Origin of the sequence: Streptomyces sp. NWU339 (assembly GCF_003143855.1) — a bacterium.
In the GTDB taxonomy this organism is placed as follows: Bacteria; Actinomycetota; Actinomycetes; order Streptomycetales; family Streptomycetaceae; genus Streptomyces.
On sequence record NZ_QFRK01000003.1, the window covers coordinates 139,730 to 152,177 of the forward strand.

Consider the following 12,448-nt stretch of genomic DNA (forward strand, 5'->3'; position numbering starts at 1 on the left):
CATGAGTGAGCAGGAGAGCCGTCCGCGGCGGGAGAACCTCAGTTACGAGCAGTTCGGGGTGGCCGTGCGTGAGCTCGCGCAGGCCGTCGCCGACGACGGGTACCGGCCGGACGTCGTGCTCAGCATCGCGCGCGGCGGTGTCTTCGTCGCAGGCGGGCTCGCCTACGCCCTCGACTGCAAGAACATCCACCTGGTGAACGTCGAGTTCTACACCGGGGTGGGGACCACGCTCGAGATGCCGGTCATGCTCGCGCCCGTGCCCGACGTCATCGACTTCACCGACAAGAAGGTGCTGATCGCCGACGACGTCGCCGACACCGGCAAGACGCTCAAGCTCGTCCGCGACTTCTGCCTCGACGCCGTCGCCGAGGTGCGCAGCGCCGTGATCTACGAGAAGTCGCAGTCGCTGGTGAAGTGCGAGTACGTCTGGAAGCGGACCGACGACTGGATCAACTTCCCGTGGAGTGTCCTGCCTCCGGTGCGCAAGGCGGGCGAGCCGGTCGCGCCTTCGAAAGAGGCGCTGTAGGCCGTCTGACGGACCGCCTGTCGGCGCCGGGGCCGCCCGGGCGGCGACCGGTCAGGGCTGCGCCGCGGCGACCTTGACGCCGAAACCGATCAGGACGACGCCGGTCACACGGTCCATGACCCGCCGCACCGCGGGCCGCTCGAAGAGCGCGCGGGCCTTAGCCAGCACCATCACGTAGCCGCCGAGCCAGACGAGGGTGAGCGCGACGTGCAGGAGAACGAGGACGGCCATCCCCGTGTGGGGTGACATGCCGGAGGGCGCGAGCGTCGGCAGCAGACCGGTGTAGAAGACGGCGACCTTCGGATTGAAGACGTTGCTGACCAGGCCGGTGCGCCACGGGTTCCCCTTCGGCGCGGGCTCGGCGGTGGCGGTCGGCGTACCCGTACGGGAACGCCGGGCGGCCAGCAGCGACTGCGCGCCGAGGAAGATCAGGTAGGCGGCTCCGGCCAGTTTGACGACCGTGTAGGCCGTGGCGGACGCGGCCAGCACGGCCGCCAGACCCGCCACGGTGAGGACGCCCCAGGTGAGCAGACCGGCGCTGATACCGCCGACCGTCCGCAGTCCGTCCCGCCAGCCGCACGCCACGGCGCGCCTCGTCACGACGGCCATGTCCGGGCCGGGAACCATGGTCAGGACGGCGAGCACACCCGCTGCGGCGAGGAGCTGTACGAGCATGGGCGCATCATTCCACGGGACCGGCCGGCCCGCCCGGACACGCCCTGTGCTCGGGCCGGGTCGAAGAAGGGGGCTCCCGGATCGGGAGCCCCCTTCACGTGTGCCGTTCCGTGGCTCAGAACGTGCCCAGCTTCACGATCGACAGCAGGGCGATCAGCTGGATCGCGGACGCGCCCAGGGCCTTCGGCCAGGGCAGGTCGTGGGAGCGGCTGACCATCAGGGTGAGCAGCGCGCCGGCCGCGACCCAGGTGGCCCAGCCGAGGATCTGGACGAACGTGGCGTCGCCGCTCGCGAACATCGCGAAGATCAGCCGGGGGGCGTCCGTGAGGCACGCGATCAGCATGGACAGGCCGACCGTGGGCTGCCAGGCGCCGTTGCCGCCGAGCTGGCGGGCCAGGCTGTGGGTGACCACGCCCAGGACGAAGAAGCTGATCACCATCGCCACGGCCGTCGTCAGCACGATCGGTATGGCGTTGGTCAAGGTGGCGCCGATCGCGTCCTCGCGGGCGCCCTCGAAGCCGAAGACCGCGAGCAGGCCGTAGAGGAACGTGACGACGAGGGCGGGGCCCCACATCGTGTAGTCGCGCATCCTCAGGAACGTCTGGTCGGGGGCGGTGACGATGCCCTTCAGCAGGGCCTTCCAGGGCAGGGGCGGGCCGACCGGGCCGGGCACGGGGGCGGGGGCGCCGCCGTGGTGTGTCCCGCCGCCCTGCAGGTAGGGGTCCTCGCTGACCGAGAAGGCCTGGGTGTGGCCGGGGTTGTTGGCCGCGTACGGGTCGTACCCGGCCTGCGGGCCGCCCGGGTACGCGCCGCCGCCGTCGCCGAAGTACTCCGGCTCGCCGTGGCCGCCGCCGTGGCCGTGCCGGCCGCCGGGGCCGCGGTTCACCTGCGGCCACGGGCTGCCGCCGCCGTTGCCGCCCCCGCTGTGGCCGCCGCTTCCGTACGGCGGCTGCTGTGGGTACGGCTGCGGCGCCTGCGGGGAGCCGTACGACGGTCCCTGCGGCGTCTGCTGCCCGTACGGAGGGTGTTGCGGTCGCGCGTGAGGAGCGCCGTTGTTGTCCCGGCCGCGTCCGATCCTGAATCCAGCCACTCATCGAACGTACCTGGTCCGGGGGAGTGGTGGGCCGGGCCCGGGGTTCCGGGGCCGCCTTTGCGGCCGAGCTGTGACATCCCCTAAGGGGCAGTCAGCTCGGCTCTCCGTCCCGCGGAGGGGTGCGGTCCTCCGCAGGACGGACCGGCCGGCGTCAGTCGGGGAAGCCGCCGGCGAACTCGGGGAGGACCATCGCGGCGCTGGTCGTCGGCACGGTGCTCGTGCCGCGCAGCAGGATCCCGCGGTCCTGCGCGCCCAGCGCCAGGTCCGCGCGGCCGTCGGCCGTGAGGTCGCGCAGGCGCACGGAGCCTCCGAACGAGGAGTACGCCTCGGCCGGGCCCAGGACCGTCTGGGGGATCCACGACGAACGGGAACCGCTCAGGCCGCCAGAGCCGCCACGGAAGAAGTGGACGCCCCCTTGGTCCACCCGGCCGTCGACGTCCTCGTGCGGGACGCCGACCGCGAGGTCCGCGTAGCCGTCACCGTTCGCATCGGCGGCGGACACGGCGTAGCCGAAGTTGTCGTCCGCCTCGGGGGAACCGGAGACGCCGGAGGTGGCCTGGGTGAACGTGACGGAGCCGCTCGGGCCGGCGGAGGTGCCGCGCCAGACGGTGACCGCGCCTCGGCCGTTGTTCTGGTCGGGCAGGCCGACGGCGATGTCGCCGTAGCCGTTCTTGTCGTAGTCGCCGATCGCCGCGACCCAGGGTTCGCTGGTGAAGGTCTTGTACGGACCGGAGGTCAGACCGGAGGACGAGCCCTTGAGGAACCAGATCCGGTGGAGGGGCTTGTCGCTGCCGGAGGCGAACTGGGTGCCGAGGAGTACCAGGTCCGTCCGGCCGTCGCCGTTGACCTTGCCCGCGGCGAGGCCGTGCGAGTACCAGCCCCCTCCCGTCTTGTCGACCTTGCTCACGCTGCCGGTCCTGCCGGACTTGGTGAACGGGCCGCGGTACAGCCATGCCTCCTCGCCGCCGATCAGCGCGAGGTCGGGGGAGCCGTCGCCGGTGAAGTCGCCGGTGGCCACGTCGCGGCCGAAGTGGCCGGCCGCCCCTGACTTGGGGGTGACGTTGGTGCCGCCGGACAGGCCGGACTTCGAGCCCCAGACGATGGTGACCGTGCCCCGGTGCCTGGTGCTGCCGACGTGCTCGTTGGAGTTGCCGACGACGAGGTCCGCGTAGCCGTCCTTGTTGAGGTCGGCGCTCGCGAGGGACTCGCCGAACGAGTCGTCCTCCTCGCCCGTTCCCGGGATGCCCGGGCTGTCCTGGTGGATCAGCTGGGGGCGGGCGGTGTCGAGGCCGTTCTTGGTGCCGTACACCACGGTGACGGTGCCGCCCGTGCGGTCCACGCCGTTGTCGCCGCGGTAGGCGAGGTCGCGGTGGCCGTCGCCGTTGAAGTCGTCGTAGTGCTTGGCGACGGCGGCGGAGGCGGGGGTGGCGAGGACGGCGGGGGTGAGGCCGCTCACCAGAAGAACGGCGGCCAGGGCGGCGGTGCGTCTGCGCATGTGGGTCTCCGGGGGACGGGGCGGCCGGGTGGTGGACGGCCTGTGAATCACGGGTGAGCGCCGACGAGGAGACCCGCGGAGGGCGCGGATGGTTGTACGTGAACATGACGAAGGGGCCGCCCGCTCGGACGACCCCTTCGTGACTGCGCGCTGATGCGCGTCCGTACCTCGCGCCTACTTCACCGGCTCCGGCTCCGGGGCGTTCTCCGCCTCCGCCTCGCCCGCCGGGTCGAGCGGCGTCTTGACCGACTCCAGCAGCAGCTGGGCCACGTCGACGACCTGGACGGACTCCTTGGCCTTGCCGTCGTTCTTCTTGCCGTTGACCGAGTCGGTCAGCATGACCAGGCAGAACGGGCAGGCGGTGGAGACGATGTCCGGGTTCAGGGCGAGGGCCTCGTCGACGCGCTCGTCGTTGACGCGCTTGCCGATCCGCTCCTCCATCCACATCCGCGCACCGCCGGCGCCGCAGCAGAAGCCGCGCTCCTTGTGGCGGTGCATCTCCTCGTTCCGCAGGCCCGGGACGTTGGCGATGATCTCGCGCGGCGGCGTGTAGATCTTGTTGTGCCGGCCCAGGTAGCACGGGTCGTGGTAGGTGATCAGGCCCTCGACCGGGGTCACCGGGATCAGCTTGCCCTCGTCGATGAGGTGCTGGAGCAGCTGGGTGTGGTGGATGACCTCGTAGTCGCCGCCGAGCTGCGGGTACTCGTTGCCGAGGGTGTTGAGGCAGTGCGGGCAGGTGGCGACGATCTTCTTCGCCGACCTGGGCTTCTTCGACTCGGCGGTGACGTGGCCCTCGTCGTCCGTCTCCTCGCCGAAGGCCGTGTTCAGCGACATGACGTTCTCCATGCCGAGCTCCTGGAACAGCGGCTCGTTGCCCAGGCGGCGGGCGGAGTCGCCGGTGCACTTCTCGTCGCCGCCCATGATCGCGAACTTGACGCCCGCGATGTGCAGCAGTTCGGCGAACGCCTTGGTGGTCTTCTTGGCGCGGTCCTCCAGGGCGCCGGCGCAGCCGACCCAGTACAGGTACTCGACCTCCGTGAGGTCCTCGATGTCCTTGCCGACGACCGGGACCTCGAAGTCGACCTCCTTGAGCCACTGAAGGCGCTGCTTCTTGGCCAGGCCCCAGGGGTTGCCCTTCTTCTCCAGGTTCTTGAGCATCGTGCCCGCCTCGGACGGGAACGCCGACTCGATCATGACCTGGTAGCGGCGCATGTCGACGATGTGGTCGACGTGCTCGATGTCGACGGGGCACTGCTCGACGCAGGCGCCGCAGGTGGTGCAGGACCACAGCACGTCCGGGTCGATGACGCCGTTCTCCTCGAGGGTGCCGATCAGCGGGCGCTCGGCCTCGGCCAGCGCCGCCGCGGGCACGTCCTTGAGCGCCTCGGCCGACGCCTTCTCCTCGCCCTCCATCGTCTTGCCGCCGCCGGCCAGCAGGTAGGGGGCCTTGGCGTGCGCGTGGTCGCGCAGCGACATCATCAGCAGCTTGGGGGAGAGCGGCTTGCCGGTGTTCCAGGCGGGGCACTGCGACTGGCAGCGGCCGCACTCGGTGCAGGTGGAGAAGTCCAGCAGGCCCTTCCAGGAGAACTGCTCGACCTGGGAGACGCCGAAGACGTCGTCGTCCCCGGGGTCGGTGAAGTCGATCGGCTGGCCGCCCGAGGTCATCGGCTGCAGGGCGCCCAGCGCGGTGTCGCCGGTGGCCTCGCGCTTGAACCAGATGTTCGGGAAGGCGAGGAAGCGGTGCCAGGCCACACCCATGTTCGTGTTGAGGCTGACCGTGATCATCCAGATCATGGTCGTGCTCAGCTTGACCATGGCGAAGAGGTAGACGAGGTTCTGCAGCGCCGTCAGGCTCAGCCCCTGGAAGGCCACCACCAGCGGGTACGAGGCGAAGTACGCGGCCTGGTAGCCGTCCACCTGGTGCAGGGCGCCCTCGAGGCCGCGCAGCACGTAGATGGCGAGGCCGATGGTGAGGATGACGTACTCGACGAAGTAGGCCTGGCCCATCTTCGAGCCGGTGAACCGGGACTTGCGGCCGGGCCGCGAGGGCAGGTTCAGCAGGCGGATGACGATCAGCACGGCGATGCCGAGGGTCGTCATGGCGCTGATGAACTCGATGTACATCTCGTACGGCAGGAAGCCGCCGATCACCGGGAGCGTCCAGTCGGCCCGGAACAGCTGGCCGTAGGCGGTGATGATGGTGGGCGGCAGCGTCAGGAAGCCGATGGCCACGAACCAGTGGGCGATGCCGACGACGCCCCACCGGTTCATGCGCGTGTGGCCGAGGAACTCCCGCACCAGGGTCACGCTGCGCTGGTAGGGATGGTCGGTCCGGGTGCCGGCCGGGACCGGCTGGCCCAGCTGGAAGTACCGGACGAACTGGCCGATCGCGCGTGCGAGCAGGGCGACGCCGACCACGGTCAGGACCAGCGACACGATGATCGCGGCGAGTTGCATAGGGGCTCCTCGGGCCTGCGAGGGTTTGGTCGGGGGGCTCCTGCCACGGAATTCCCGACATTACTAAGCGGTAACTTATACAGTCCGTCTGAGACTACCCCTATCTTCGGCCGCACTGTAGCCGGGCGCGGAGTGATCTGAGTCGCTGAGGGTTGCCTTGGGGAGCACCCTGGAGGTGACCGCGTCACGCCCCATGAATCTGGGCATACGCCACTAATTTATATCCGTGCCGCACACTTGTGTCCGTAGGCCGTTGGCTTGAGGCCCCATGGCCGCCCGCCTCGGAGCCACTCCTGACGGCCGGCTGCCGCCCCGCTCCCGCGCCGGCGTCGACGCCCCGAATCCGCAGGTCGGGCCCTCCTTGCGTGTAAGGAGCGGATAAGAGTTGAGCCTGTTCGACTCAGCTCTGTTGACCCCGCGCCGGACCTCAGGCATGCTTGAGTCTGTTCCACTCAAGTCAGCTGGAGGAATCGAAATGGCACGTGCGGTCGGCATCGACCTGGGCACGACTAACTCCGTCGTCAGCGTTCTGGAGGGCGGTGAGCCCACCGTCATCACCAACGCTGAGGGCGCCAGGACCACGCCTTCCGTCGTCGCCTTCGCGAAGAACGGCGAGGTGCTGGTCGGTGAGGTGGCCAAGCGCCAGGCCGTGACCAACGTCGACAGGACCATCCGGTCGGTCAAGCGCCACATGGGCACCGACTGGAAGATCAACCTGGACGGCAAGGACTTCAACCCGCAGCAGATGAGCGCCTTCGTGCTCCAGAAGCTGAAGCGGGACGCCGAGGCATACCTGGGCGAGAAGGTGACCGACGCGGTCATCACCGTCCCGGCGTACTTCAACGACGCGGAGCGCCAGGCGACCAAGGAGGCCGGCGAGATCGCCGGTCTGAACGTGCTGCGCATCGTCAACGAGCCGACGGCCGCCGCCCTGGCGTACGGCCTCGACAAGGACGAGCAGGTCATCCTGGTCTTCGACCTCGGTGGCGGTACGTTCGACGTCTCGCTCCTGGAGATCGGCGACGGCGTCGTCGAGGTGAAGGCCACCAACGGTGACAACAACCTCGGTGGTGACGACTGGGACCAGCGCGTCGTCGACTACCTGGTCAAGCAGTTCCAGGCCGGGCACGGCGTGGACCTGGGCAAGGACAAGATGGCGCTCCAGCGCCTCCGTGAGGCCGCCGAGAAGGCCAAGATCGAGCTGTCCGCGTCCACCGAGACCACGATCAACCTCCCCTACATCACCGCCTCCGCCGAGGGCCCCCTGCACCTCGACGAGAAGCTGACCCGCGCCCAGTTCCAGCAGCTGACCGCGGACCTGCTGGAGCGCTGCAAGACGCCGTTCAACAACGTCGTGAAGGACGCCGGCATCGCGCTGTCCGAGATCGACCACGTCGTTCTCGTCGGTGGTTCCACCCGTATGCCCGCCGTCGCCGAGCTCGTCAAGGAGATGACCGGCGGCAAGGAGGCCAACAAGGGCGTCAACCCGGACGAGGTCGTCTCGATCGGTGCCGCGCTCCAGGCCGGTGTCCTCAAGGGCGAGGTCAAGGACGTCCTGCTGCTCGACGTCACCCCGCTGTCCCTCGGCATCGAGACCAAGGGCGGCATCATGACCAAGCTGATCGAGCGCAACACCACGATCCCGACCAAGCGCTCCGAGATCTTCACGACGGCCGAGGACAACCAGCCGTCGGTGCAGATCCAGGTCTACCAGGGCGAGCGCGAGATCGCGGCGTACAACAAGAAGCTCGGCATGTTCGAGCTGACCGGTCTGCCCCCGGCGCCGCGCGGCGTCCCGCAGATCGAGGTCTCCTTCGACATCGACGCCAACGGCATCATGCACGTCACGGCGAAGGACCTCGGCACCGGCAAGGAGCAGAAGATGACCGTCACCGGCGGCTCCTCGCTCCCGAAGGACGAGGTCGACCGCATGCGTGAGGAGGCCGAGCGGTACGCGGAGGAGGACCACCAGCGCCGCGAGGCCGCCGAGTCCCGCAACCAGGGCGAGCAGCTCGTCTACCAGACCGAGAAGTTCCTCGCGGACAACGAGGACAAGGTCCCCGGCGAGATCAAGACCGAGGTCGAGGGCGCCGTCGCCGAGCTGAAGGAGAAGCTCAAGGGCGAGGACACCGCCGAGATCCGCACCGCCACGGAGAAGGTCGCCGCCGTCTCCCAGAAGCTGGGCCAGGCCATGTACGCCGACGCCCAGGCGGCCCAGGCCGCGGGTGGCGCCGGCGCCGACGCGGGTGCCGGTGGGGCCAGGGCGGACGACGACGTGGTCGACGCCGAGATCGTGGACGACGAACGTAAGGACGGTGCGGCGTGACCGAGGAGACCCCGGGCTTCGACGAAAAGTCGCAGCAGCCCGACGTCCCCTCAGGCGTTCCGGCCGACGACGCCGAGCCGAAGGCCGCCACCCCCTCCGCGGAGGAGGCGGCGGCCCCGGCCGGGGACTCGGGTCCCGATGCCGGGCTGGTGGCCCAGCTGGACCAGGCCCGTACGGCGCTCGGTGAGCGCACCGCGGACCTCCAGCGGCTCCAGGCCGAGTACCAGAACTACCGCCGCCGGGTCGAGCGCGACCGGATCGCGGTCAAGGAGGTCGCCGTGGTGAACCTCATGACCGAGCTCCTGCCCGTGCTCGACGACGTCGGCCGCGCGCGGGAGCACGGCGAACTGGTCGGCGGGTTCAAGTCCGTCGCCGAGTCGCTGGAGTCGACCGTGGCGAAGATGGGCCTGCAGCAGTTCGGCAAGGAGGGCGAGCCCTTCGACCCGACGATCCACGAGGCCCTGATGCACTCCTACGCCCCGGACGTCACCGAGACGACGTGCGTGGCGATTCTGCAGCCCGGGTACCGCATCGGTGAGCGCACCATCCGCCCCGCGCGGGTGGCCGTGGCCGAGCCGCAGCCGGGCGCTCAGCCGGGCAAGCCGGCCGAGGAGGAGACCGAGGCGGCGGCGGACGAAAAGGAGACCGGTGGCCCTCAGGAGGGCTGACGCCTCGACGGGCGTGAGGAAGCCGGGGCGGGCCGGGCAGGCAGGACCTGCCGGGCCGCCCCGGCGGGCAAGGAAGGAGGGACGTCGGGGATGAGTACCAAGGACTTCATCGAGAAGGACTACTACAAGGTCCTCGGCGTGCCTCAGGACGCCACCGAGGCGGAGATCAAGAAGGCGTACCGGAAGCTCGCCCGCGAGTACCACCCGGACGCCAACAAGGGCAACGCCAAGGCGGAGGAGCGGTTCAAGGAGATCTCCGAGGCGAACGACGTCCTCGGCGACCCCAAGAAGCGCAAGGAGTACGACGAGGCCCGGTCCCTCTTCGGCGGCGGCGGCTTCCGGCCGGGGCCGGGGGCGGGCGGCGCCGGGTCGTTCAACTTCGACCTGGGGGACCTCTTCGGAGGCGGCCAGGGCGGACAGGGCGGCCAGGGCGGCGCCGGAGGGTTCGGCGGCGGGATCGGTGACGTCTTCGGCGGGCTGTTCAACCGCGGCGGCACCGGCACCACCCGTACCCAGCCCCGGCGCGGCCAGGACATCGAGTCCGAGGTCACCCTGAGCTTCACCGAGGCCATCGAGGGGGCGACGGTCCCGCTGCGGATGTCCTCCCAGCAGGCCTGCAAGGGCTGTTCGGGCACCGGCGACAAGAACGGCACACCGCGGGTGTGCCCGACCTGCGTCGGCACCGGGCAGGTCGCCCGGGGCAGCGGCGGGGGCTTCTCGCTCACCGACCCGTGCCCGGACTGCAAGGGCCGCGGCCTGATCGCGGAGAACCCCTGCGACATCTGCAAGGGCAGCGGCCGGGCCAAGTCCTCGCGGACGATGCAGGTGCGCATCCCGGCGGGCGTCAGCGACGGCCAGCGGATCCGGCTGCGCGGCAAGGGCGCGCCGGGCGAGCGCGGTGGCCCGGCGGGCGACCTGTACGTCGTCGTGCACGTCGGCAGCCACCCGGTGTTCGGCCGCCGGGACGACAATCTCACCGTCACCGTCCCGGTCACCTACCCGGAGGCGGCTCTCGGCGGGGAGATCCGCGTCCCGACGCTCGGCGGTCCGCCGGTCACGCTGAAGCTGCCCCCGGGCACGCCCAACGGGCGGACCATGCGGGCCCGCGGCAAGGGAGCGGTCCGCAAGGACGGCTCGCGCGGCGATCTGCTGGTCACCGTCGAGGTGAGTGTTCCCAAGGACCTGCCGGGGAAGGCTCGTGACGCACTGGAGGCGTATCGCGAGGCGACCGCGGGTGAGGATCCGCGGGCGGAGCTGTTCCAGGCAGCGAAGGGAGCTTGAGGGAGATGGACGGTCGTCGACGCAATCCGTATGAACTGACGCAGGACACGCCGGTCTACGTCATCTCGGTGGCGGCCCAGCTCTCCGGCCTGCATCCGCAGACCCTGCGCCAGTACGACCGTCTGGGGCTGGTCTCGCCGGACCGGGCCGCAGGCCGGGGCCGCCGCTACTCGGCCCGTGACATCGAGCTGCTCCGTCAGGTGCAGCAGCTGTCGCAGGCGGAGGGCATCAACCTGGCCGGCATCAAGCGCATCATCGAACTGGAGAACCAGGTCGCCGCGCTGCAGGCTCGGGTGGCGGAGCTGGAGGGCGCGCTGGACGGCGCGGCGGCGACCATGCGGCAGCGCGAGGCCGCGGTGCACGCGTCGTACCGCCGGGACCTGGTGCCGTATCAGGAGGTGCAGCAGACCAGCGCGCTGGTGGTGTGGCGGCCGAAGCGTCAGCAGCAGGCCGACTGACCCGACTGAGCGGTCCGGCTGACGGGAAAGTTCCGTTTGGCTGAAAAGTGAAGTGTCCTGAAGGGCCCGGAGGTTCGTCCGAACCTCCGGGCCCTTCACCTGTGTGCGCACGGCTGACGCCCCCTCACTTACCGTCCCGTGCGCCCGGTGCACGCCTGTGATCAGCAGATGTGTGCGTCTTCAGGAGATCTGTGCGAGTCTTTCGCCGGCCTCTCACGACTTCAGCGCACCGTGTTGTGTTCATCTCGTTAAGTAGTTGGTCTTGACGCCAGTGGTAGCTGAAGCGTTGGCTTTTCAGTCACATGGGCCGCAATGTTGTGCCCACGTCCAAAACGCACCTGAAGTGAGCCCTCGCATGCGTCGTATCGCCATATCAGTGGCCGCCACCTCGATGTCCGTCATGCTTGCCGGTTGCGGCGTAATCAACGCGACAGGGAGCAGCGACGACGCGAGCCCCACCAAGGGGAACAACATCACGATCGGACTGCTGCTCCCGGAGAAGGCCAACACCCGGTACGAGCAGTTCGACTACCCCATCTTCAAGAAGAAGGTGGAGTCGCTCACCAACGACAAGGGGAAGGTCTCCTACGCCAACGCCGAGGCGGACGCCGGCAAGCAGTCGAGCCAGATGCAGCAGATGATCGACGACAGGGTCGATGTCATCGTGCTGGACGCGGTCGACTCGAAGGCCATCGCCGAGGACGTGAGGAAGGCCAAGGACGCGGGCATCCCGGTCATCGCCTACGACCGGCTGGCCGAGGGCCCGATCGACGCGTACATCTCCTTCGACAACGAGCTGGTCGGCGAGGTCCAGGGCCGTTCCCTGCTGGAGAAGCTCGGCGGCGACGACGCGGCCACCAGCAAGATCGTCATGATGAACGGCTCCCCGACCGACCCGAACGCCAAGCAGTTCAAGGCGGGCGCGCTGTCGGAGCTCAAGGGCAAGGTCACCATCGCCAAGTCCTACGACACCAAGGACTGGGCGCCGGAGAACGCCGAGGCCAACATGGTCGAGGCGATCAACGCGATCGGCAAGGACAACATCGCCGCCGTCTACTCGGCCAACGACACCATGGCGGGCGCCATCGTCAAGGCGCTCGAGGCCGCCGGTGTGACCGAGCTGCCCCCGATCACCGGCCAGGACGCCGAACTGGCGGGAGTGCAGCGGATCATCTCGGGCGAGCAGTTCATGAGCGTCTACAAGTCCTACCCGCTGGAGGCCGACAATGCCGCGGAGATCGCCGTGGCGCGGGTCCAGGGCAAGGACATCCAGTTCGACGCGCTGACCCGCGAGCGGGTCGACAGCCCCACGGACAAGGACATCCCGGCGCAGCTCGTGCCCGTGGTCGCCCTGACGAAGGGCAACATCAAGGACACGGTCGTCGCCGACGGGATCTACAAGGTGGCGGACATCTGCACGGCGGAGTACAAGGAGGCCTGCGCCGCGGCCGGCCTGAAGTAGCCGACGG

10 protein-coding genes are annotated in these 12,448 nt (G+C 69.5%); 6 read left to right on the top strand and 4 right to left on the bottom strand.

Going from position 1 to position 12,448, the window contains the following annotated elements:
* Position 1: 1 nt before the first annotated feature.
* Complete coding sequence (locus DIZ27_RS05480) at positions 2 to 526, top strand: phosphoribosyltransferase (protein WP_109377140.1); 525 nt, start codon at positions 2 to 4, stop codon at positions 524 to 526.
* Between the two features lie 51 nt (positions 527 to 577).
* On the opposite strand, the gene DIZ27_RS05485 is transcribed toward DIZ27_RS05480, so the two are convergent.
* The 4 genes from DIZ27_RS05485 to DIZ27_RS05500 form a co-directional block, all read right to left on the bottom strand.
* Entirely contained in the window at positions 578 to 1,201 is a 624-nt protein-coding gene (locus DIZ27_RS05485) for a LysE family translocator (RefSeq protein WP_109377141.1), read from the bottom strand.
* 115 nt (positions 1,202 to 1,316) lie between these two features.
* Positions 1,317 to 2,291 (bottom strand): Yip1 family protein, encoded by a 975-nt coding sequence (locus tag DIZ27_RS05490; protein WP_109377142.1) that lies wholly within the window; start codon positions 2,289 to 2,291, stop codon positions 1,317 to 1,319.
* Between the two features lie 154 nt (positions 2,292 to 2,445).
* On the bottom strand, positions 2,446 to 3,789 hold the full coding sequence (locus tag DIZ27_RS05495) for an FG-GAP and VCBS repeat-containing protein (protein WP_109377143.1): 1,344 nt from the start codon (positions 3,787 to 3,789) through the stop codon (positions 2,446 to 2,448).
* A 174-nt stretch (positions 3,790 to 3,963) separates the two neighbouring features.
* Positions 3,964 to 6,246: a (Fe-S)-binding protein gene (locus DIZ27_RS05500; RefSeq protein WP_109377144.1), complete on the bottom strand. Its 2,283-nt coding sequence runs from the start codon at positions 6,244 to 6,246 to the stop codon at positions 3,964 to 3,966.
* Between the two features lie 475 nt (positions 6,247 to 6,721).
* Here DIZ27_RS05500 and dnaK point away from each other — a divergent pair, with 475 nt between their 5' ends.
* The 5 genes from dnaK (at position 6,722) to DIZ27_RS05525 (ending at position 12,441) form a co-directional block, all read left to right on the top strand.
* Entirely contained in the window at positions 6,722 to 8,572 is a 1,851-nt protein-coding gene (gene dnaK, locus DIZ27_RS05505) for a molecular chaperone DnaK (RefSeq protein ID WP_109377145.1), read from the top strand.
* Positions 8,569 to 9,240: a nucleotide exchange factor GrpE gene (gene grpE / locus DIZ27_RS05510; protein ID WP_109377146.1), complete on the top strand. Its 672-nt coding sequence runs from the start codon at positions 8,569 to 8,571 to the stop codon at positions 9,238 to 9,240. The genes dnaK and grpE overlap by 4 nt, the downstream gene beginning before the upstream one ends.
* A gap of 90 nt (positions 9,241 to 9,330) precedes the next feature.
* The gene (gene dnaJ / locus DIZ27_RS05515) at positions 9,331 to 10,521 is read left to right on the top strand and encodes a molecular chaperone DnaJ (protein WP_109377147.1); all 1,191 of its coding nucleotides are present in this window, start codon (positions 9,331 to 9,333) and stop codon (positions 10,519 to 10,521) included.
* Positions 10,522 to 10,526: 5 nt separating this feature from the next.
* Positions 10,527 to 10,979 carry a heat shock protein transcriptional repressor HspR gene (locus DIZ27_RS05520; RefSeq protein WP_109377148.1) on the top strand — a complete coding sequence of 151 codons (453 nt, stop codon included), beginning with the start codon at positions 10,527 to 10,529 and terminating at the stop codon, positions 10,977 to 10,979.
* Positions 10,980 to 11,334: 355 nt separating this feature from the next.
* Positions 11,335 to 12,441 (top strand): sugar ABC transporter substrate-binding protein, encoded by a 1,107-nt coding sequence (locus tag DIZ27_RS05525; protein ID WP_258308251.1) that lies wholly within the window; start codon positions 11,335 to 11,337, stop codon positions 12,439 to 12,441.
* The last annotated feature ends 7 nt before the right edge of the window (positions 12,442 to 12,448 follow it).